Source organism: Xylophilus sp. Leaf220 (genome assembly GCF_001421705.1).
Lineage (GTDB): Bacteria > Pseudomonadota > Gammaproteobacteria > Burkholderiales > Burkholderiaceae_C > Xylophilus.
Genome location: NZ_LMKO01000023.1, coordinates 57,953 through 78,353, shown reverse-complemented (window position 1 = coordinate 78,353; position 20,401 = coordinate 57,953). Strand labels below are relative to the sequence as shown.

Below are 20,401 nucleotides of genomic sequence, written 5' to 3'. Positions count from 1 at the left end.
GCGCCGGATGCGGGCCTATTGCTATCTAAATGATAGCTGTTGCTTTCGATCGACGCCGGGGGTTGTCGACGCGGGTTCGCGCCCGTATCGCCTGCCTCGGCCGACCGCTCCGGGCACCGGGCCGCCCCGGAAACCGCCGCGCCCCAACCGCTTTGCCGCATACTGTCGGGCTCGCCTTACCGGCGCCGCGGGCGCATTTCCCATGGCAGCAGTCTTCCCCGAAAACGAAGCGCAGCGCATCGCCGGGCTGCACGGTCTGCACATCCTCGACACGCTGCCCGAGGCCGACTACGACGACCTGGCACGACTCGCCTCCGAGATCTGCAGTGTGCCGGTGGCGCTCATCACCTTGATCGACCGCGACCGCCAGTGGTTCAAAGCCCGCGTCGGCACCGAGGTCGTCGAGATCCCGCGCGAGATCACCTTCTGCGGCCACGCGATCCTGACACCCGACCGCATGATGGTGGTCGAGGACATGCTGCTGGACCCGCGGTTTTGCGACAACCCCCTGGTCACCGGCGAGCCCAAGGTGCGCTTCTATGCCGGTGTGCCGATCGTCCTCGCGGACGGCAGCGCGCTCGGCACGCTCTGCATCGTCGATACCGTCCCGCGCGGTCTGCCGCCCGCGCAGGCGCGCGCGCTGCAGACCCTGGCGCGGCAGGTGGCGGTGCTGTTCGAACTGCGCCGCCGGGTGCTGCAGGTGGAGCAGCAGTCCGCCGATCTGCAGGCGCTGTCGGAACGCCGGCTGGCCGAGCAGCGGCACAGCGCCGAGCGGCTGGAGCTGGTGCTGCGCGGCGGCAATCTCGGCTTCTGGGAACTGGACCTGCCGGGCGACCGCTGGACGGTGAACGCGCGGGAGTTGGAACTGCTCGGCTACACCGAGGACGACGCCCGGCCCGGCCGGCTGCGCTGGCGCAGCCTGGTGCACCGTGCCGACTGGCGGACCCTGCGTGCCGCGCTCGACGCGCACCTCGCCGGCGAGAGCGCGTACTTCGTCTGCCAGTACCGGTTGCGCCACCGCGCCGGCCACTGGGTCTGGGTGCAGGGCCATGCGGTGGTGACGTCGCGCGACGCGCACGGCCGGCCGGCGCGCATCGTCGGCACCCACATGGACATCACCGGCCGCCGCCGGGAGCGGTCCGCGCTGGAGCATGCGCGCGACCTGCTGGGCCGCACCGGCGCGATGGCCCAGGTCGGCGGATGGGAACTGGACGTGGCCAGCCAGCGGGTGCACTGGTCCGACGAGGTCTACCGCATCCACGAGGTGGAGCGGGGCAGCGACCCTTCGCTGCACGATGCCCTGGCCTTCTATGCGCCCGAGGCCCGGCCGGCGATCGAGGCCGCGCTGGCGCGCGCCCTGGAGGACGGGACGCCCTGGGACCTGGAACTGCCGTTCGTCACCGCCCGGGGCCGCCCGCTGTGGGTGCGCGCCCAGGGCATGGCGGTGCACCGGCGCTATGGCCGCACCACGATGCTGGCCGGCGCCTTCCAGGACATCACCGACCGCAAGCGCGCCGAACTGCGGGTGGCCGAGAGCGAGACCCGCCTGCGCACCATCACCGACAACCTGCCGGTGCTGATCGCCGAGTTCGACACCGAGCAGCGTTTTCGCTTCTGCAACGCCACCTACCGCGACTGGCTGGGTGCCGATCCGGAAAAAATGCTGGGCCGCACGGTGCAGGAATCGGTCGCGCCCGAATACTTCGAGCGCCGTCGCGTCTACCTGGCACGCGCGCTGGCGGGCGAGAAGGTGAGCTTCGAACAGACGCTCGACCTGCCGATAGGCCTGCGCACGCTGCAGAGCACCTACCTGCCGCAGCGAGACGCCGACGGCCGGGTGACCAGCATCTACGCGCTCACCACCGACATCACCGCGCTCAAGGACACGCAGCGCCTGCTGGATGCGATGGCCCGCACCGACCTGCTCACCGGCCTGCCCAACCGGCGGCATTTCGACGAGCGGCTGGCCGAGGCGGCGGCCCGCAGCCGCCGCACCGGCAGCGCGCTGGCGGTGCTGTACCTGGACGTCGACCGCTTCAAGGCGATCAACGACACGCGCGGCCATGCCGCCGGCGACGACGTGCTCTGCGGCCTGGCGCAGCGGCTGCGGGCCTGCCTGCGCGAGACCGACCTGGTCGCGCGCCATGCGGGCGACGAGTTCGCCATCCTGCTCGAAGGCGCCGCGGTGCCGGCCGATCTGTCGGTGGTGGGCGCCAAGCTGCTGGAGGCGATGGAGAAGCCGCTGGCGGTGCAGGGCGAGCCGCTGACCGTCGGCATCAGCATCGGTGCCACGGTGTACCGCGGCGGGGAGGGATCGCCCGACGAACTGCTGCAGCGCGCCGACCGGGCCCTCTACGTGGCAAAGACCGAAGGCCGCGGCCGCTTCCACCTGGGCGACCGCGCCTGATCCGCGCGGGCCCGGCCGACCCCGCGCGTCGGACGCCTCAGCGCTTGCGCGCGGCGATGGCCTGTTCGGCCTTGGTCACCAGGTCGGTGCCGACCTGCTTCTTCCACTTCTCGTAGACCGGCTGCGTGGCCTTGGTGAAGGCGTCGTGCTGGGCCGGGGTGAGCTGGGTCACCGTCACGCCCAGGCCGGTCAGTTCCTTGACCAGCGGCTTGTCGGCCTCGACCAGGCCCTTGCGGGCGATGCCGACCTGCTCCTTGCCGGCATCGACGGCGGCCTGCTTGACGATCTCGCGGTCGGCCGGCGTCCAGCTGTTCCAGATGTCCTTGTTGACCACGAAGATCAGCGGATCGGCCACGTAGCCCCAGAGCGTCAGGTATTTCTGGCCCACGGTGTGCAGCTTGGCCGCGGTGTAGACGGCCATCGGGTTCTCCTGGCCGTCGACCGCGCCGCTGGCGAGCGCCGGCTGCGCGTCGGCCCAGCTCATCTGGGTCGGGTTGGCGCCCAGGGCGGTCATCGTCTCCAGGAACAGCGGCGAGCCGACGACGCGGATCTTCAGGCCCTTCAGGTCGGCCGGCGACTGGATCGCATGCTTGCTGTTGCTGATCTCGCGAAAGCCGTTCTCGCCCCAGGCGAGCGGCAGCACGCCGGCCTGGTCCACCGCCTTGAAGATGTCCTGGCCCACCTCGCCCTGCGTCAGCGCGTCGATCGCGGCGAAGTCGGGCATCAGGAAGGGCAGGGCGAAGAGATTGAGCTGCTTGACCTGCGGCGACCAGTTGATGGTGGAGCCCACGGCCAGGTCGATCACGCCCTGGCGCAGTGCGGTGAACTCCCGCGTCTGGTCGCCCTGCACCAGCGAGGTGCCGGGGTAGAGCTTGATGTTGATCCGGCCCTGGGTGCGCTCCTTGACCAGGTTGGCCCAGATCTCGCCGCCTTTGCCCCACGGGTAGGCGGGGCCCAGCACCAGCGAGAGCTTGTACTCGGCCTTGTAGTTGGCCGGCGCCTGCGCTGCCGCGCCGAGGGACAGGCCGAGGGCCGAGGCGGCCACTGCGAGGGCCAGGAGGGAACGGCGGAAGGTCATGGTGGTGTCTCCTTGGATAAAGCGTCTACGGGAAAACGGATAACGGAAAGGACGGGCGGTGGCAGCGCACCAGAAGATGTGAAAGAACCGTAGCGAGCAAGCCCGAGTGTGCGTCGAGGACCGGAGCCGTACTCTCGTACGGTGAGGACCGCAGGCGCGCAATCGGGCTGCGCAGTAGGTTCTCTCGCATCTTCTAATAGCCCAGCCTGCGCGGCAGCCAGAGTGCCAGCTCGGGCCAGGCGATCACCGCCACCATCACGAGGAACATGGCGAACAGCATCCAGCCGACCCAGCGCACGGTCTCCTCCATGCGCACCTTGGCGATGCGGCAGGACACCATCAGGTTGACCGCCAGCGGCGGGGTGAACTGGCCCAGCGCCACCTTGAGCGTCAGGATCACGCCGAACCACACCGGATCCCATTTGTAGAACTGCACGATCGGCCAGAGCAGCGGCACGAAGATCAGGAAGATCGAGACGCCGTCGAGGAACATGCCCACGGTGATCAGCAGCAGGATCAGCAGCGCCAACACGCCGTATTCGCCCAGGCCCGAGGCGACGATGGCGCGGGTGATCGGGTCGATCACGCCGAGGGTCGAGAGCGAGTAGGCGAAGATGCCCGCCAGCGACACCACCAGCAGGATCACGGCCGAGAGTTCGCCCGATTCGCGCAGGATGACGAACAGGTCGCGCACCCGGATCGTGCGGTGGATGCACATGCCGACGAAGAGGCCGTAGAACACCGCGACCACCGCCGCTTCGGTGGGGGTGAACCAGCCGGCGCGCATGCCGCCCAGGATCAGCACCGGCGCGGCCAGGCCCCACACCGCCTCCCGCAGGCTCTTCCAGAACGCGGGGCGCGGCATCGTCGCTTCCAGTGCGCCCATGCCGTGCTTGCGGGCCATCCACACCGCCGGCACGATCAGCGCGATGCCGGCCAGGATGCCGGGAACCATGCCGGCGGCGAACAGCGCCGGCACCGAGGCGCCCGGCACCAGCACCGAGTACACGATGAAGGCCACCGAGGGCGGGATCAGGATGTCGGTGGCCGCCGCCGCGCCCACCACGCTGGCCGAGAAGCTGGCCGGGTAGCCGGCCCGCGACATCGCCGCGATCATCACGCCGCCCACCGCCGCCGCGTTGGCCGGCCCCGAGCCGGAGATGCCGCCGAGGAACATCGCCACCACGATCGCCACCAGCGGCAGCATGCCCGGGCCGCGGCCGACGATCGCCACCGCGAAGTTGACCAGCCGCAGCGCCACGCCCGAACGGTCGAAGATCGACCCGACCAGCACGAACATCGGGATCGCCAGCAGCGGGTACTTGCCCAGGCCCGCGTAGAAGTTCTGCGGCACCGCCATCAGGCCGAACCACTGGGTGTCGAGGTTGGCCAGCGCGATGGCGGCGGTGCCCGCCAGGCCCAGCGCCGCGCCGATCGGCACGCCCGCCAGCATCATCACGACGAAGGCGGTGAAGAGCAGGGTGGCGATCATGCGCCGTCTCCGCCCGCGGCATCTCCGGCGGCCGGCCGGCCGCGCCGCAGGAACAGGCCCATCGCCCGCAAGGCGATGCCCAGCGCGATCACCGGCAGCCAGACCGAGTACCACCACTGCGGCACCCCGATGCCGGGCGAGGTCTCGCCGAAGCGGTAGTCGTCCCACACCATGCGGGTGCTGAGGATCGCGATCGCGAAGAAGAGCAGCGCCACCATCAGCGCGCCGAATTGCGCGAGGCGCCTGCGCCGCGCCATCGAGCCGCCCTCGGCGAAGTATTCGATGCGGATGTGCCGGTCGCGCGCCACCGCGGCCGAGCCGCCGACCAGCGACAGCACGATCATCAGGAACACCGAGAACTCCTCGGTCCAGGCGAACGAGCTGTCGGTGAAGTAGCGCACCAGCACGTTGGCGAAGGTGATCAGCGCCAGCGCCGCCATCACCAGCACCGTCAGCCAGTCCTCGATCGCCAGTGGCACGCGGGTGGGTTCGTCGGAGGCCGGAGAGGACAAGGGGGAAGGCTCGGGCGCCGGGCTGGCGGCATCCAGCAGGGGGCTGGACTCGGGAGATGGCGGCATGGTGCGACGGCGAAAAGCGGGAGGCGGGGAGGGATCGATGGCACGGCGGGAATCGGGTCGCCCGGGCGGATGCTGCGGCCCGGGTGCCGCGCGATGCTAGGGCGCCGCACCGGGCCCCGCATCGGGAGTTTCCGCAGCCCCGCAGGCCCTGCCGGCGGCGAATTTCGTGGTAGCCGCGAAGGCGCTCGGGCGGCCCGGCGCGTCAGGGCCTGCCTGGTCGGCACCCGGGGCCGGCATCGGCCAGCAGGTGCGCCTCGACGTCCTGCCAGAGCCGGTCGCGCTGGGCCAGGGCTTCCGACACCGCCTCGTGCCGCAGCTGCGCCACCGCCGATACCAGCGCGTTGCACAGGAAAAACGCCGCGGTGTAGGAGTTGAACGGCGATGCGTTGGAGGTGCGGACCAGCAGCCGGTGGTCCGCCAGCATGGCCAGCGGCGCGGAGGTGCTGTCGGTGATCGCCAGCACCCGGCCGCCGGCCGCGCGGAAGCGTTCGGCCACCTTCACCGGGCCGCTCGCGTAGCGGCGGATGCTGAAGGCCAGCAGTAGGTCGCCCGGCTGCACCCAGAGCAGTTGATCGGTGGCGGCCACCGCTCCCACGCCCAGCTCCTGCACGCCGGGACGGCACATGTTGAGGTGCAGGGTCAGCCAGGCCGCCACCGGCGCGCTGTTGATCTGCGCCAGCACGAAGACGCGGCCGGTGTCCTGCGCCAGCAGCGTCGCCATCGCCTCGAAGGCGGCCATGTCCAGGCCGTCGTGGGTGGCGGTGATGTTGTGCTGGTCGTGCAGCAGCGCATCGTCCACGCACTGCTGCAGGCTGCGGCGGGTGCCGATGGTGACGGGTGCGCGCTGGCCGGCGGTCTGCAGCAGGGCGGTCATCTCGGCGCGCGCCTCGCGCTGAGCCTCGGCGTAGCTGCCGTAGCCCAGCTTGGCGAAGAGCCGCACCACGGTCGAGGCGCTGGTGCCGGTGCGGGCTGCGAGCGCCGTGGCCGATTCCAGCAGCGCGTGCGGATAGTCCCGCTCCAGCGCGCCGGCCAGCGTGCGTTCGCTTGCGGTCAGGCCCGCGTCGGGATGGGCCAGGCGTTCGGGCAGCAGGGCGGTCGGGTTCTGCAATGATGATTTCATAACGTCTTATTTATGCAATGTATATTGCAAACGGTTTGCCTGCGTGTGACACTTTGACAAACATACCTCCACCGCCTCGGCTCCCTACCGGAAGGATTCCCATGCAGGATACGCTCGACCCCACCTCCGTTCAGACGCGCACACGGATCCTCGACTGGCTGGCGGGCCAGTCGCAGGCGATGCAAGACCTGTTGCAGGAAGTGGTCAACATCGACAGCGGCAGCCGCGACGAGGCCGGCATCGCGGCAGTGGCGGGCGTCTTCCGCAAGCGGCTGGAGGAGGCCGGCGTGGCGGTCGAGCTGGTGCCCGTCTCCGGTTACGGCCTGCTGCTGCAGGCTCAGGTGCCCGGCCCGTCCGAAGGCGCCCCGATCCTGCTCATGGGCCACATGGACACCGTCTACCCGGGCGGTACCGCGGCCGAGCGGCCCTTCCGGGTGGAGGAGGGCCGGGCCTACGGCCCCGGCGTGGCCGACATGAAATCGGGCCTGGTGATGAACGTCTTCGTGGCCGAGGCCTTCGCCCGCTGCGGCGGCCACCGGGCGCCGCTGCGGCTCTTCTTCTCCTGCGACGAGGAGATCGGCTCGCCCGCCACCCGCGAGAGGATCATGGCCGCGGCGCAGGGCGTGCGCGCGGTGTTCAACGCCGAGCCGGCCCGCGTCACCGGCAACCTGGTGACCAGCCGCAAGGGCTCGATGGCGATCGAGTTCGAGGTGGAGGGTGTGGCCGCCCATGCCGGCGTCAACCATGCCGCCGGCGCCAGCGCGATCGGCGCCCTGGCGCACAAGATCGTCGCGCTGCATGCGCTGACCGACGCGGCCAGCGGCATCACCACCAACGTCGGCGTGGTGGCCGGCGGCGTGGTGCCCAACATGGTGGCACCGCTCGCCAAGGCCGAGCTCGACGTGCGCTACACCGCCGACACCGATCCCGACAAGCTGTTCGGCAAGGTGCGCGCCATCGTCGAGGCGGAAGACGTGCCCCGCACCCGCGGCCGCATCACTGCGGTGCGCCGCACCCTGCCGATGAAGCCGACGCCCGACGCCCTGCTGGCGCTCTACCAGCGCGGCGCCGAATCGCTCGGCTTCGCGGTGAAGGGCGAGTTCACCGGCGGCGCGGCCGACAGCGGCCTGACCGCCTCGGTCGGTGCGCCCACGCTGTGCGGCACCGGCCCGGTCGGCGGCCACGCCCACACCGAGCGCGAGTACTGCGAGCTGGCCACCTTCGTGCCGCGCGCCCAGGCGCTGGCCCTGGCCATCCTCGACCACCCCTGAACCCGTTTACCCCTCCATCCTCGTTTTTCCGACCTCGACCTGAGAGAAGCCCCATGCCATCCACGCAGAACCGCCGCCGCCAGATCCTCCAAGCCGGCCTCGGGCTGGGCCTCGCCGGCCTGGCGCCGCTCGCCGCCCAGGCCCAGGAGAAATACCCGTCGCGCCCGATCACGCTGGTCGTGCCGTTCCCGCCGGGCGGATCGGTCGACATCATGGGCCGCCAGTACGCCGATCCGCTGTCGCGCATCCTGGGCGTGCCGATCGTGGTGGACAACCGGCCCGGCGCCGGCGGCTCCGTCGCCTCGCTGGCGGTGGCACGGGCCAAGCCCGACGGCTACACCCTGGTCGTCTCGTCGCAGAGCAGCCACCTGGCCAATCCGCTGACCCAGCCCAAGGTGGGCTACGACCCGGTGAAGGACTTCGAGAACATCGCGATCCTCGGCCGCCAGCCCAACGTGCTGGTGGTGCACGCGAGCCTGCCGATCCACACGGTCAAGGAGTTCGTCGACTACGCCAAGAAGAACCCCGGCAAGCTCAACTACGGCAGCGGCGGCGTCGGCAGCATGGGCCAGCTGAACGTCGAGATGTTCAAGGCCGTGACCGGCATCTACACCACCCACATCCCGTACCGCGGCGGCACCCAGCTGATCACCGCGGTGCTGGCCAACGAGGTGCAGTTCATCCTCGACAACCTGGTCATCATGCTGCCGCACATCCAGTCGGGCAAGGTGCGCGCGCTGGCCGTGGCGGCCGATACCCGCCTGCCGCAGCTGCCCGACGTGCCGACGATGGCCGAGGTGGGCTATCCGCAGCTCAACCTCACCTCCTGGACCGGCCTGGCCGCGCCCGGCGGCACGCCCGATGCGATCGTGCAGACGCTCTACAAGGCGGTGCGCCAGGCCGCCACCGCCCCGGCGATGGTCGCCAGCCTGAAGGAGCGCGGCGTGATCGTGCCCGAGGAGATGCCGCCCGCCGCCTTCGAGCAGATGATGGCCGAGCGGATGCTGAAGTTCGGCGACGTGGTGCGCAAGGCCGGCATCACGGCCGAATAAGGGCCGCGTCGCGGTGGCGGCCGCCGCAATGGGACAATGCCGCCCCATGACCGCAGCCGCCCCCGACACCCTCACCCTGATCCGCCCCGACGACTGGCACCTGCACGTGCGCGACGGCGCCGCCCTGCAGGCCGTCGTGCCCGCCACCGCCCGCCAGATGGCGCGCGCGCTGATCATGCCCAACCTGCGCCCGCCGGTGACCACCGCGCAGCAGGCGGTCGACTACCGCGACCGCATCCGGGCCGCGGTGCCCGCCGGCAACGCCTTCGAGCCGCTGATGGCGCTCTACCTGACCGATCGGTTGCCGCCCGAGGAGATCGCCCGGGCCAAGGCGGCCGGCGTGGTCGCCGTCAAGCTCTATCCGGCCGGCGCCACCACCAACAGCGATGCCGGCGTGACCGACATCCGCCTGGCCTATCCCACGCTGGAGGCGATGCAGAAGCACGGCCTGCTGCTGCTGATCCACGGCGAGGTGGCCGACGCGACGGTCGACGTGTTTGATCGCGAGGCCGCCTTCGTCGACCGGGTGCTGATCCCGCTGCGCCGCGATTTCCCCGAGCTGAAGATCGTCTTCGAGCACCTCACCACCAAGGAAGGCGCCGACTACGTGCGCGGCGCCGACCGTTTCGTCGCCGCCACCATCACCCCGCAGCACCTGCTCTACAACCGCAATGCGCTCTTCACCGGCGGCCTGCGTCCGCACTTCTACTGCCTGCCGATCCTGAAGCGCGAGCTGCACCGACAGGCGCTGGTCGAGGCCGCCACCAGCGGCAGCCCCAAGTTCTTCCTGGGCACCGACAGCGCGCCGCACGCCGCCCATCTCAAGGAGCACGCCAGCGGCTGCGCCGGCTGCTACAGCGCGCTCGCCGCGCTGGAGCTCTACGCCGAGGCCTTCGACAACGCCCACGCCCTCGACAAGCTCGAAGGCTTCGCCAGCCTGCACGGCCCCGATTTCTACGGCCTGCCGCGCAACACCGACACGGTGACGCTGCGCCGCCAGACCTGGACCGTGCCCGAGACAGTGCCCTTCGGCGACGCGACGCTGAAGCCGCTGCGCGGCGGCGACACGCTGGCCTGGAAGCTGGACTGATCCGGTGACTGCCGCCGCCGCGGCTCCCGTCGGCTCGGCGCAGCCCGCGGCGCTGCTGATCGACGCCGACAACTTCGGCGATCCGGCCCACATCCTGGATGCGTACAACCGGCTGCGCCAGCAGGTGGGCAGCGTGCAGGTCTGCCGCGCCTACGGTGCCGCGGCCCGTCTGCAGGCACTGAGCGCCGTGTGGCAGAAGATCGGCGCCCGCACATTCCCCAACCTGGCGCTGGAGAAGAACACCACCGACGCGGCCCTGATCGCCGACGCGGTGGCACTGCATTTTCAGCAGGGCATCCGCCTGTGGGCCATCGCATCGGGCGACGCCGATTTCGCGCCGCTGGCGGTGCGGCTGCGGGAATGGGGCGGCACCGTGTGGTGCTTCACCGTCGACGGCATCGTGTTCGCCGGTGCGGCGGCCTACTACGCGAAGGTGGTGCGTTTCGCGCCGTCCAAGCCGTCGGCGCCGAAAGCCCCGGCAGCGCCCGCGGCGCCTGCCGCGCCGTGCGCGAAGCGGCCGCCGGCGGCGGTGGCCAAGCCCGCGCAGGTCCCGTCGAAACCGCCGGCCGGCGTGCCGAAGCCGCCTGTCGCGCCATCGCCGGCGCTTGCGGCGAATGCCCTGCCGCCCATCCCGGCCGAGCTGCCGATCACCTTCCGCCGCCAGCACACCGTGCCCCTGCAGCGCCCGGAAATCCACGCCCTGCGCATGGCGTTGCGCGACCTGTCGGTCGACCGCATCTGCGTCGCCGACGTGTTGCGGGCCGTGCCCGAGTTGCTGCAGCGCAAGCCGCTGCTGCTGAGCGGCGTCTACAGCCGCCTGCGTGAAACCGGCCTGCTGCTGCCGAGCGCATCGGGCCTGCCGATCTTCCAGCGCCACCCTGCGGTCTTTCACCTGCGACCCGGCCAGGGCGCGACCGGTCTGTCGGTGGTCTACCGCGGCTGATGGCGGAGGCAGCCTCGGCGCAGGACGCGGTGCTGCCGGGTGCGGCATGGCCGGCGCTCGACTGGGCTGCCCCGTGGTGGGAGGACTGGCGGGATACCGGCCATGCGGCCGAGGCCCGCGTGCTGCACGGCGCATCGGTGGCCGATGCGTTGAACGAGGTGCGGGCCGCCCCGGTGCGCTTCGTCCCGCAGGGCGCGCCCCTGGCCGCCGGCCACTACGAGTCGGGCATCCGGGCCAGCGGCAGGGTTCCCACCCGCGACAACCTGCACGACTTCTTCAACGGCCTGGTCTGGCACCGCTATCCGCAGGCGAAGGCGCAGCTCAACCGGGTGCAGGCCGAGGCGATCGCCGCGGACGGCATCGGCGGCCGGCGTGGTCCGGTGCGCGACGCGGCCACCGTGTTCGACGAGAACGGCGCAGTCTTCGCCGGTCCCGAGGTGCTGTGGCAGGCGCTGGCGGCGCGCGATTGGCAGGCCCTGTTCGTGAACCACCGCGCGGCCTGGGCAGAGGCCCGGCTCGAACTCTTCGGCCATGCGCTGCTGGGAAAGCTGGTTTCTCCTCGAAAAGGCATCACGGCCCACGTCCTGCGCCGACCACTAGCTATCGAAAATATAGCAAGCGATCCGGTCGTCGCGGCGAACGCCACCGACGCATGGCTGGCCGGCCACCTCACCCCGGCGCGCCTCGCCGCCAAGCCCTTCGTGCCGTTGCCGGTACTCGGCGTGCCGGGCTGGTGGCCGGCCAACGAAGCCCCGGCGTTCTACGACGATCTGCGCGTCTTCCGGCCGGCCCGCAAGCCGCCCAGCCCCTGAACTTTTGCTCCTATCATCGCTCCCATGCAAGTCCCTCGCAGGGCAGCACCAGAACCAGACAACACAGCGAATCTGCGACGTGGCACGGCTTGAAGGGCGGCACCGCTGCCTCCATCTGCCGCGCAATGGACATGCAAGTCCACCCACGGAGAATCCATGAAACGCATCGCCTTGTTCGTCCTCACCAACCTCGCTGTCGTGGTGGTGCTGGGCATCGTCGCCAGCCTGCTGGGCGTCAACCGCTACCTCACGCCCAACGGGCTCAACCTCACCGCGCTGCTGGGCTTCGCGCTCGTCATGGGCTTCGGCGGGGCCATCATCTCGCTGCTGATCAGCAAGCCGGTGGCCAAGTGGAGCTCGGGCGTGCGGGTGATCAACCAGCCCGCCAACGCCGACGAGGCCTGGATCGTCGAGACGGTCCGCAAGTTCGCCGACAAGGCCGGCATCGGCATGCCCGAGGTCGGCATCTTCGAGGGCGACCCCAACGCCTTCGCCACCGGCGCCTTCAAGAACAGCGCGCTGGTCGCCGTCTCCACCGGCCTGCTGCAGGGCATGACCCGCGAAGAGGTCGAGGCGGTGATCGGCCACGAGGTGGCCCACATCGCCAACGGCGACATGGTCACGATGACGCTGATCCAGGGCGTGATGAACACCTTCGTCGTGTTCCTGTCGCGCGTCATCGGCTACGCGGTCGACGGCTTCCTCAACAAGAACAACGAGAGCCGCTCCGGCCCCGGCATCGGCTACTGGGTGACGACCATCGTGCTCGACATCGTCCTGGGCTTCGCCGCCGCCATCGTGGTGGCCTGGTTCTCGCGCCAGCGCGAGTTCCGCGCCGACGCCGGCGCCGCCCAGCTGATGGGCCGCAAGCAGCCGATGGTCAACGCCCTGGCCCGCCTGGGCGGCATGGTGCCCGGCGAGCTGCCCAAGAGCGTGCAGGCGATGGGCATCACCGGCGGCATCGGCAAGCTGTTCTCGACGCACCCGCCGATCGAGGAGCGGATCGCCGCACTGCAGGCCAACGGCTGAACCCGCCGCCCGCCCGGGCGGATCTCCCACGGCGCCGCGCCCTCGCAAGAAGGCGCGGCGCCGTCGCATGGCGGGTGCGCCTTTACCGGCGCTTGACGTGGCGGCGTCAACATCGCGCCGTGCTCGCCGTTGAGAGCACTCCCCGGTACTTTCGATGGAGCATTCGTATGGCTGTCAGTCTCTTTTCACCCCGTGCCTCTCGCACGGCCGCGGCGGTCGCCGGCGCGGTCCTCGCCCTAAGCGGTTGCGTGGTCGCGCCGCCGCCGCGCGTCGTGGCCGCCGGCCCGGTCGTCTACGCGCCGGTGGCACCGCCGCCGCCGCCGGTCGAGGTGGTCACCGTGGCGCCGTCGCCGGTGCATGTGTGGGTGGGTGGCGGCTACTACTGGGAGGGCGGCCGCTATGCCTGGCGTCCGGGCCGGTGGGCCGCCCCGCCGCGGCCCGGCTACGTCTGGGTGCCGCACCGCTGGGAGGCCGGCCCCGGCGGCTGGCGGATGCACGAAGGGCACTGGGCCCTGCGCTGAGCGCCTGCGCCGTCAGCGCGGCCGGTGCATCTGGAACTGGGCCTCGGCGCCGATCTCGAAGTAATCGGCCGGCCCGCCGCCCCGCAGGATCGGCCGGGCCGCCGCCGTCTGGTAGATGCCGTCCTGCAGCAGGGCGCGGTCGATGTGCACGCCCACCACCTCGCCCAGCACCAGCCAGGTATCGACCGGCGTGCCGGCGGCGCTCTGCAGGCGCAGCACCTGGCTCAGCTTGCATTCGAACGACACCGGGCTCTGCGCCACCCGCGGCACCGCGATGCCGCGCGACGGCACGGGCGTCATGCCCGACAGCGTGAACTCGTCCACCTCGGGCGGCACCGCGGCGCAGCTGGCGTTCATCGCCTCGGCCAGCGGGCGGGTCGCCAGGTTCCAGGCGAACTCGCCCGTCGCCTCGATGTTGCGCACGCTGTCCTTGTAGCCGATGCTCGCGAAGCCGACGATCGGCGGCGTGTAGTTGAATGCGTTGAAGAAGCTGTAGGGCGCCAGGTTGAGACGGCCCTGCGCGTCGTGCGACGAGATCCAGCCGATCGGCCGCGGGCCGACGATGGAGTTGAACGGATCGTGCGGCAGGCCGTGGCCGTCGGCAGGGCGGTAGTAGTGGAAATCGGGCACGGGGAGGCTCCTGCGGTGGGGGCGGTGGTCGAGGGCGTCGGGGAGGCTACCTTACATCCCCGCCATCAAGTCGGGCCGCAGGATGCCGATATTCCACGGGAGCGGCACCGATGCGTGCGCCAGTCCCTCGCAGAGGGCCGATTCCTCGACCGGTGATCTTCCCATGTTCCTCTCTCGTTCCCGACTCGCACCGCGGCTGGCCCTGGCTTTCGGCCTGGTCTGCGTCGTCATGGCGCTGGCCGCCGGCATCGGCATCTGGCGGCTGACGCAACTCCAGGGCCTGGCGGACGACCTGGGCGGCGATTCTGCCGAGCGGGCGCTGCTGGCGCGGGAGCTGCACGCCATCGTCGTGATCAGCGCGAGCCGCGCCGAGACGCTGCTGGAGATCGACAACCCCGCCTACGCCAAGCGGATCGACGCCGACCGCAAGCTCACCTCGGCCCGCTCCGAGCAGGTGCGAAAACGCCTGGACGAACTGACCGGCGACGAGGCCTCCAACAAGCTCTTCGCCGCGATCGACACCGCCGGCAACCGCTTCCGCAGCGTGCGCGACGGCTTGGTCAAGCGCCGCCAGGCCGGCGAGACGCTGCCGGCCGATGCGGTCGCCACGCAGCTGCGGCCGGCCGCAGACGCCTACGCCGCATCGGTCAACGACCTGGCCGAGCTGCAGCGCCAGCGGGTGGTCGAGGCCCGCTCCGTCGCGCACCACAGCGCGCAGACCGGCACCGTGCTGCTGGTCGCCGGCTCCCTGCTCGGCCTGGCGATCAGCGTGTTCGGCGCCTGGCTGCTGGCACGCTCGATCCTGCAGCCTCTCTCCCACGCGTCGGGCCTGGCCGGCCGGATCGCCCAGGGCGACCTCACCTCCAGCCTGCCGCCGGCCCGGCCGGGCAGCCGCGACGAGGTGCAGGCCCTGCTGGTCGACCTGGGCGGCATGCAGTCGCGCCTGGTGGGCCTGGTGACCGACCTGCGCGGCGCCAGCGCCGCCGTGGCCGGTGCCAGCGCCGAGATCGCCACCGGCAACAACGACCTGGCGGCGCGCACCGAACAGACGGCGTCCAACCTCGAGGAGGTGGCGGCCAGCATGGAGCAACTGCTCGCCACCGTGCGCCAGACGGCCGACGCCGCCCGCCAGGCCAACGCGCTCGCCGGTTCGGCCGGCGGCGTGGCCGACAGCGGCCGCGAGGCGGTGGCCCGGATGGTCGCGACGATGGAAGGCATCGCCGGCTCGTCGCGCCGCATCTCGGACATCACCGGCGTGATCGACAGCATCGCGTTCCAGACCAACATCCTGGCGCTCAATGCGGCGGTGGAGGCGGCGCGGGCCGGCGAGCAGGGCCGCGGTTTCGCGGTGGTCGCCAGCGAAGTGCGCAGCCTGGCCCAGCGCTCGGCCACCGCCGCCCGCGAGATCGGCGGCCTGATCGCCGAGAGCGTGCGCCAGGTCGAAGACGGCACCCGCCAGGCCCAGTCGGCCGGCGCCACGATGGGCGAGATCGTCGATTCGGTCGGCCGGGTGACGGCCATCATCGGCGAGATCTCCGTCGCCACCGGCGAGCAGAGCACCGGCCTGGGCCAGGTGAGCGAGGCGGTCACCCAGCTCGACCAGATGACCCAGCAGAACGCCGCGCTGGTGGAGGAGTCGTCGGCCGCGGCCGAAGGCCTGAAGGCGCAGGCGCAGCACCTGGCAGACCTGGTCGGCACCTTCCGGCTGCCGGCCGGCGCATCGAACGCACTGGCGCTGCGCTAGGACATTCGCGAGAGAGCCTGCCGCGCGGCGCGACAGGTTCCCGCCGTCTCACGCGTTTCAGGCCGTGGCGACGCTCCGCGCCACGGCTTCGGCCACCTTGATGCCGTCCACGCCCGCCGACAGGATGCCGCCGGCATAGCTGGCGCCTTCGCCGGCCGGAAACAGGCCGCGCACGTTGAGGCTCTGCAGGTCCTCCCCGCGGGTGATGCGGATGGGGGACGAGGTGCGGGTCTCGACGCCGGTCAGCACCGCGTCGTACTGGTCGAATCCCCGGATCTTGCGGGCGAAGGCGGGGAAGGCCTCGCGCATCGCGGCGATGGCGTAGTCGGGCAGGGCCTCCTGCAGGCTGCCCAGCCGCACGCCGGGCTTGTAGCTGGGCTGCACCGCGCCGAAGGCGGTGGAGGCGCGGCCCGCGACAAAGTCGCCGACCAGCTGGCCCGGCGCCTCGTAGGTGCTGCCGCCCAGCACATAGGCGTTCGATTCCAGCCGGCGCTGCAGCTCGATGCCCGCCAGCGGATGCACACGTCCCTGGGCTTCCTCGGCCACGTCGATGTGGCGGTAGTCGGTCGGGTAGTCGGCCGGGTCGATGCCGACCACGATGCCCGCATTGGCGTTGCGCTCGTTGCGCGAATACTGGCTCATGCCGTTGGTGACGACGCGGCCCGGCTCGCTGGTGGCGGCCACCACCGTGCCGCCCGGGCACATGCAGAAGCTGTAGACCGCGCGGCCGTTGCTCGCGTGGTGCACCAGCTTGTAGTCGGCCGCGCCCAGCAGCGGATGGCCGGCGTGCTTGCCCCAGCGCGCCCGGTCGATCAGGCCCTGCGGATGCTCCACCCGGAAGCCGACCGAGAACGGCTTGGCCTCGATATGCACGCCGCGGCGGTGCAGCATCTCGAAGCTGTCGCGTGCGCTGTGGCCGAGCGCCATCACCACGTGGTCGGTGCGCAGTTCGTGCACCGCGCCGGTGGCCTGGTCGAGCACCGTCAGGCCGCGCACCTGGCGGCCGGCGGGGCCGTCCTCGATCAGCACGTCGGTCACCTTCTGCTCGAAGCGGATCTCGCCGCCCAGCGCGACGATCTGCTCGCGGATGTTCTCGACCACTTTCACCAGCTTGAAGGTGCCGATGTGGGGCCGCGCGACGTAGAGGATCTCGGGCGGCGCGCCGGCCTTGACGAACTCGTGCATCACCTTGCGGCCCAGGTGGCGCGGGTCCTTGATCTGGCTGTAGAGCTTGCCGTCGGAAAACGTGCCGGCGCCGCCTTCGCCGAACTGCACGTTCGACTCGGGCGTGAGCGTGCTCTTGCGCCAGAGCCGCCAGGTGTCCTTGGTGCGCTCCCGCACCGTCTTGCCGCGCTCCAGCACGACCGGCTTGAGCCCCAGCTGCGCCAGCACCAGCGCCGCGAAGATGCCGCACGGGCCGAAACCCACGACGACCGGCCGGGCCGGCGTGGCGAAGGGCGCACCGGCCGGCGGGTACCAGGCCATGTCGGGCGTCGGGGCGATGTGCGGATGGCCCGCATGGCGGGCGAGCAGCGCGGCCTCGGCCGCCGGGTCGGCCAGCGTCACGTCGGCGATGTACACCTGCAGCAGTTCGGCCTTGCGCGCGTCGAAACTGCGCTTGTGGACATGGACGCCGGCGATGTCGCGGACGTGCACGAGGCCCAGGGCGGCGGCGGCGGCCCGGGGCAGGGCGTCTGCCGCATGGTCGAGCGGCAGCTTGATTTCGGAGAGGCGGATCATGGTCGTCGGGCCCGTGGTGATCGGGCAAAAACGGGTCGCAGGGGGCGCACATGATAGGGGAGGGCCGATGCCCCGTTCAGCGCAAGGCCGGCGCTCTCCGGTCGCCGCGCCTGTCCGCCCGCAGCCGGTTGCTATCAATTATATAGCTAGAGGTCGGCTCCGTACGCCGGCTACAGCCCTCTTTCGTTCGAAAACGGCCCTCGTGCGCTCGGCAGGCCGGTCAGCGGGCTGGCGCACCGCCCGGCACCGGCGGGATCAGCTTCTCCGCTTCCAGCCGCTGGAACAGTTCGACGAATGAGTCGGGCGTGCTCTGGTAGTCGGTGAAGCCGGCCTTGCGGCTCTTGGTCATGTCGGCCAGCACCTCCATCGGCCGGCCCAGGTCGGCGTCGGTGTGCCACCAGGAGGCCAGCCGGTCGAGCGATGCCTCCCGCAACTGGTACTTCTGCGCCAGCGCGGCCCACTGCGGCGCTGCGCCTTGCATCCGCTCGGCCAGCGGGCGCACCGTGCCGTCGAAGGGGGCGGCCTCGATCCCGAAGTAGTCGGCCAGCCGCGGCCACAACCATTTCCACCGGAAGACGTCGCCGTTGACCACGTTGAAATCCTCGTCGCGGGCGCCGGGCGCCTCGGCCGACCAAGCCAGGTGGCGGGCCAGCAGTCCGGCCCCGGTCATGTCGGTCAGGCCGTCCCACTGCGCGGCCGAGCCGGGGAAGACGAATGGCTCGCCGTGCTCGCGGCACAGGCTGGCGTAGGCGGCCAGCGTCACGCCCATGTTCATCGCGTTGCCGACCGCGTAGCCGATGATCGTGTGCGGCCGGTGCACGCTCCAGCCGAAGCCGTGCCGCGCGGCGGCGGCGAACAGCTCGTCCTCCTGCGCGTAGTAGAAGTTGTCGACCGGCTGGCGGCCCTGCTCCTCGCGGAAGGGCGTGATCGGCACCGCGCCGGTGGCGTAGGCCTCGAAGGGGCCGAGGTAGTGCTTCAGGCCCGTCACCAGCGCCACATGGCCGCCCGAAAGGGCCGGCCCCACGGCCTCCAGCACGTTGCGCACGATGGCGCCGTTGACCCGGATGTTCTCCTTCTCGTTGGCCTGCCGCGACCAGGCGGTGAAGAACACGTTCTTGACCTGCAATTCGCCGAGCGCCGCCCGCAGTTCGTCGGGCCGGGTGAGGTCGGCCGCGATCGGGATGCAGCCCGAGGCCACCGGCGTGCGGCCGCGCGACAGGCCGTAGACCGTCCAGCCCTGGCCGAGCAGGTGCTCCGACAGTGCGTTGCCGATGACGCCGCTGACGCCGACGATGAGTGCTGTTCTTTGCATGGAATCCTAGTGGAGAGTGAAGGCGGGGCGGGGCGCCGCCGCCAAAGGGTCAGGCCGGCAGGAAGCCGTCGACCGAGAGGTAGCGTTCGCCGGTGTCGTAGTTGAAGCCAAGCACCACCGCGTTTTCGGCCAGCGTGGGCAGCTTCTGCGCGATGGCCGCCAGCGTGGCACCCGAGGAGATGCCGACCAGCATGCCCTCCTCGCGGGCCGAGCGGCGGGCGTATTCGCGGGCGTCCTCGGCCTCGACCTGCAGCGTGCCGTCGAGCAGCGCCACGTCGAGGTTCTTCGGCACGAAGCCCGCGCCGATGCCCTGGATCGGGTGCGGTGCCGGTGCGCCGCCCGAGATCACCGGCGAGGCGCTCGGCTCCACCGCGAAGACCTGCAGCTTCGGCCAGCGGGCCTTCAGCACCTTCGCCACGCCGGTGATGTGGCCGCCGGTGCCGACGCCGGTGATCAGCGCGTCGATGCCGTCGGGAAAGTCGGCCGCGATCTCCTCGGCCGTGGTCCGCACGTGCACCTCGATGTTGGCGGGGTTCTCGAACTGCTGCGGCATCCAGGCGCCGGGCGTGGCCGCGACGATCTCCTGGGCGCGGGCGATGGCGCCCTTCATGCCCTTTTCCCTGGGCGTCAGGTCGAAGGTGGCGCCATAGGCCAGCATCAGCCGGCGCCGCTCGACCGACATGCTGTCGGGCATCACCAGCACCAGGGCGTAGCCCTTGACGGCCGCGACCATGGCCAGGCCGATGCCGGTGTTGCCCGAGGTGGGCTCGACGATGGTGCCGCCCGGCCGCAGCGCGCCGGAGCGCTCGGCGTCTTCGACCATCGCCAGCGCGATGCGGTCCTTGATCGAGCCGCCGGGGTTGCTGCGTTCGGACTTGATCCAGACCTGCTGGCCCGGCCGGGCGCTGCCCTGGAACAGGCGCTGGATGCGGACGTGCGGCGTGCGGCCGATGGTGGCGAGGATGGTGTCGGCTTTCATGGCGATCCTGGAAGTGGAGTTGACGCGATGCCCCATTCTGTCGCCGCCCGCGGGAGCCGAGGTATCCGAAAACCTCACGCGACTTTCCGGGCGACCTCGGAGGGCCCGCCGGCGTACAGGTGGTACCTTCTGCAGCCTTTTCACACCGGGAGCCTTTTCGCCATGTCCATCGCCCGCCTGCCGAGCCGCCTGGGAACCTGGGGGCTGCTCGCCGCCTCCGCCGTCGCCGTGTCGGCCCACGCGATGGACCTCACCGTCACGATCGAAGGCAAGGACCTCGGCAAGGGCGTGGTGCAGGCCGCGCTGTACCGCGGCGCCGAGGGCTGGCTGAAGGACAAGCCGGTCCGCGGCGAAACCGTCCGCGCCGGGGCGGACGGCCGGGCCGTCGTAGTGTTCCGCGGCCTGGAGCCGGGCCGCTACGGAATGTCGGCCTTCCACGACGAGAACGCCGACGGCAAGCTCGACACCTACCCGCTGGGCATTCCGCGGGAGGCCTACGGCTTCAGCCGTGATGCGCGCGGCCTGTTCGGTCCGCCGTCGTTCGACGCCTCTGCGGTCGATCTGCAGAAGGACACGGCCATCGCGGTGCAGGTCAAATAAGGC

The 20,401-nt window shown here is 71.1% G+C and carries 18 protein-coding genes; 10 read left to right on the top strand and 8 right to left on the bottom strand.

Annotated features, from left to right (window positions below; translation table 11 throughout):
• Positions 1-202: 202 nt before the first annotated feature.
• Entirely contained in the window at positions 203-2,407 is a 2,205-nt protein-coding gene (locus ASE76_RS14280) for a diguanylate cyclase domain-containing protein (protein WP_055840680.1), read from the top strand.
• Positions 2,408-2,444: 37 nt separating this feature from the next.
• Here the strand turns inward: ASE76_RS14280 and ASE76_RS14275 are convergent, their stop codons facing one another.
• From ASE76_RS14275 to ASE76_RS14260, 4 genes are all read right to left on the bottom strand, one after another.
• Positions 2,445-3,485, bottom strand: a complete 1,041-nt coding sequence (locus tag ASE76_RS14275) for a DctP family TRAP transporter solute-binding subunit (protein ID WP_055840678.1) — start codon at positions 3,483-3,485, stop codon at positions 2,445-2,447.
• Between the two features lie 193 nt (positions 3,486-3,678).
• On the bottom strand, positions 3,679-4,977 hold the full coding sequence (locus ASE76_RS14270; RefSeq protein WP_055840675.1) for a TRAP transporter large permease: 1,299 nt from the start codon (positions 4,975-4,977) through the stop codon (positions 3,679-3,681).
• Complete coding sequence (locus ASE76_RS14265) at positions 4,974-5,555, bottom strand: TRAP transporter small permease (protein WP_082448550.1); 582 nt, start codon at positions 5,553-5,555, stop codon at positions 4,974-4,976. The genes ASE76_RS14270 and ASE76_RS14265 overlap by 4 nt, the downstream gene beginning before the upstream one ends.
• Before the next feature lie 202 nt (positions 5,556-5,757).
• Positions 5,758-6,675 carry a MurR/RpiR family transcriptional regulator gene (locus tag ASE76_RS14260; protein ID WP_055840673.1) on the bottom strand — a complete coding sequence of 306 codons (918 nt, stop codon included), beginning with the start codon at positions 6,673-6,675 and terminating at the stop codon, positions 5,758-5,760.
• Positions 6,676-6,776: 101 nt separating this feature from the next.
• On the opposite strand from ASE76_RS14260, the gene ASE76_RS14255 reads away from it, so the two are divergent.
• From ASE76_RS14255 to ASE76_RS14225, 7 genes are all read left to right on the top strand, one after another.
• Positions 6,777-7,946 (top strand): M20 family metallopeptidase, encoded by a 1,170-nt coding sequence (locus ASE76_RS14255; protein ID WP_055840670.1) that lies wholly within the window; start codon positions 6,777-6,779, stop codon positions 7,944-7,946.
• Positions 7,947-7,999: 53 nt separating this feature from the next.
• Positions 8,000-8,998, top strand: a complete 999-nt coding sequence (locus ASE76_RS14250) for a tripartite tricarboxylate transporter substrate binding protein (protein ID WP_055840667.1) — start codon at positions 8,000-8,002, stop codon at positions 8,996-8,998.
• Between the two features lie 46 nt (positions 8,999-9,044).
• Positions 9,045-10,088, top strand: coding sequence for a dihydroorotase (gene pyrC, locus ASE76_RS14245; RefSeq protein WP_055840664.1), 1,044 nt, complete (start codon positions 9,045-9,047; stop codon positions 10,086-10,088).
• A gap of 4 nt (positions 10,089-10,092) precedes the next feature.
• Complete coding sequence (locus tag ASE76_RS14240) at positions 10,093-11,031, top strand: NYN domain-containing protein (RefSeq protein ID WP_055840661.1); 939 nt, start codon at positions 10,093-10,095, stop codon at positions 11,029-11,031.
• Complete coding sequence (locus ASE76_RS14235; RefSeq protein WP_055840659.1) at positions 11,031-11,843, top strand: DUF3025 domain-containing protein; 813 nt, start codon at positions 11,031-11,033, stop codon at positions 11,841-11,843. Before ASE76_RS14240 ends, ASE76_RS14235 begins: the two co-directional genes overlap by 1 nt.
• A 156-nt stretch (positions 11,844-11,999) precedes the next feature.
• On the top strand, positions 12,000-12,872 hold the full coding sequence (htpX, locus tag ASE76_RS14230) for a protease HtpX (RefSeq protein ID WP_055840656.1): 873 nt from the start codon (positions 12,000-12,002) through the stop codon (positions 12,870-12,872).
• 167 nt (positions 12,873-13,039) lie between these two features.
• Complete coding sequence (locus ASE76_RS14225) at positions 13,040-13,393, top strand: YXWGXW repeat-containing protein (protein ID WP_055840651.1); 354 nt, start codon at positions 13,040-13,042, stop codon at positions 13,391-13,393.
• 12 nt (positions 13,394-13,405) lie between these two features.
• On the opposite strand, the gene ASE76_RS14220 is transcribed toward ASE76_RS14225, so the two are convergent.
• Positions 13,406-14,023 carry a flavin reductase family protein gene (locus ASE76_RS14220; protein WP_055840649.1) on the bottom strand — a complete coding sequence of 206 codons (618 nt, stop codon included), beginning with the start codon at positions 14,021-14,023 and terminating at the stop codon, positions 13,406-13,408.
• Positions 14,024-14,186: 163 nt separating this feature from the next.
• Here ASE76_RS14220 and ASE76_RS14215 point away from each other — a divergent pair, with 163 nt between their 5' ends.
• On the top strand, positions 14,187-15,767 hold the full coding sequence (locus ASE76_RS14215; RefSeq protein ID WP_055840647.1) for a methyl-accepting chemotaxis protein: 1,581 nt from the start codon (positions 14,187-14,189) through the stop codon (positions 15,765-15,767).
• 57 nt (positions 15,768-15,824) lie between these two features.
• Here the strand turns inward: ASE76_RS14215 and ASE76_RS14210 are convergent, their stop codons facing one another.
• The 3 genes from ASE76_RS14210 to cysK form a co-directional block, all read right to left on the bottom strand.
• The gene (locus tag ASE76_RS14210; protein ID WP_055840644.1) at positions 15,825-17,507 is read right to left on the bottom strand and encodes an NAD(P)/FAD-dependent oxidoreductase; all 1,683 of its coding nucleotides are present in this window, start codon (positions 17,505-17,507) and stop codon (positions 15,825-15,827) included.
• 220 nt (positions 17,508-17,727) lie between these two features.
• Complete coding sequence (locus tag ASE76_RS14205; RefSeq protein ID WP_055840641.1) at positions 17,728-18,819, bottom strand: SDR family oxidoreductase; 1,092 nt, start codon at positions 18,817-18,819, stop codon at positions 17,728-17,730.
• Between the two features lie 49 nt (positions 18,820-18,868).
• Positions 18,869-19,798, bottom strand: coding sequence for a cysteine synthase A (cysK, locus tag ASE76_RS14200; protein ID WP_055840639.1), 930 nt, complete (start codon positions 19,796-19,798; stop codon positions 18,869-18,871).
• Positions 19,799-19,960: 162 nt separating this feature from the next.
• Here cysK and ASE76_RS14195 point away from each other — a divergent pair, with 162 nt between their 5' ends.
• Complete coding sequence (locus tag ASE76_RS14195) at positions 19,961-20,398, top strand: DUF2141 domain-containing protein (RefSeq protein WP_055840636.1); 438 nt, start codon at positions 19,961-19,963, stop codon at positions 20,396-20,398.
• The last annotated feature ends 3 nt before the right edge of the window (positions 20,399-20,401 follow it).

What these genes read in the sequence shown, in the direction of transcription:
- ASE76_RS14275 (WP_055840678.1), bottom strand. Translation starts at nt 3,485, where the DNA reads ATGACCTTCCGCCGTTCCCTCCTGGCCCTCGCAGTGGCCGCCTCGGCC.
- ASE76_RS14210 (WP_055840644.1), bottom strand. Translation starts at nt 17,507, where the DNA reads ATGATCCGCCTCTCCGAAATCAAGCTGCCGCTCGACCATGCGGCAGAC.
- ASE76_RS14260 (WP_055840673.1), bottom strand. Translation starts at nt 6,675, where the DNA reads ATGAAATCATCATTGCAGAACCCGACCGCCCTGCTGCCCGAACGCCTG.
- ASE76_RS14205 (WP_055840641.1), bottom strand. Translation starts at nt 18,819, where the DNA reads ATGCAAAGAACAGCACTCATCGTCGGCGTCAGCGGCGTCATCGGCAAC.
- cysK (WP_055840639.1), bottom strand. Translation starts at nt 19,798, where the DNA reads ATGAAAGCCGACACCATCCTCGCCACCATCGGCCGCACGCCGCACGTC.
- pyrC (WP_055840664.1), top strand. Translation starts at nt 9,045, where the DNA reads ATGACCGCAGCCGCCCCCGACACCCTCACCCTGATCCGCCCCGACGAC.
- ASE76_RS14255 (WP_055840670.1), top strand. Translation starts at nt 6,777, where the DNA reads ATGCAGGATACGCTCGACCCCACCTCCGTTCAGACGCGCACACGGATC.
- ASE76_RS14280 (WP_055840680.1), top strand. Translation starts at nt 203, where the DNA reads ATGGCAGCAGTCTTCCCCGAAAACGAAGCGCAGCGCATCGCCGGGCTG.
- htpX (WP_055840656.1), top strand. Translation starts at nt 12,000, where the DNA reads ATGAAACGCATCGCCTTGTTCGTCCTCACCAACCTCGCTGTCGTGGTG.
- ASE76_RS14235 (WP_055840659.1), top strand. Translation starts at nt 11,031, where the DNA reads ATGGCGGAGGCAGCCTCGGCGCAGGACGCGGTGCTGCCGGGTGCGGCA.
- ASE76_RS14270 (WP_055840675.1), bottom strand. Translation starts at nt 4,977, where the DNA reads ATGATCGCCACCCTGCTCTTCACCGCCTTCGTCGTGATGATGCTGGCG.
- ASE76_RS14250 (WP_055840667.1), top strand. Translation starts at nt 8,000, where the DNA reads ATGCCATCCACGCAGAACCGCCGCCGCCAGATCCTCCAAGCCGGCCTC.
- ASE76_RS14225 (WP_055840651.1), top strand. Translation starts at nt 13,040, where the DNA reads ATGGCTGTCAGTCTCTTTTCACCCCGTGCCTCTCGCACGGCCGCGGCG.
- ASE76_RS14195 (WP_055840636.1), top strand. Translation starts at nt 19,961, where the DNA reads ATGTCCATCGCCCGCCTGCCGAGCCGCCTGGGAACCTGGGGGCTGCTC.
- ASE76_RS14265 (WP_082448550.1), bottom strand. Translation starts at nt 5,555, where the DNA reads ATGCCGCCATCTCCCGAGTCCAGCCCCCTGCTGGATGCCGCCAGCCCG.
- ASE76_RS14215 (WP_055840647.1), top strand. Translation starts at nt 14,187, where the DNA reads ATGTTCCTCTCTCGTTCCCGACTCGCACCGCGGCTGGCCCTGGCTTTC.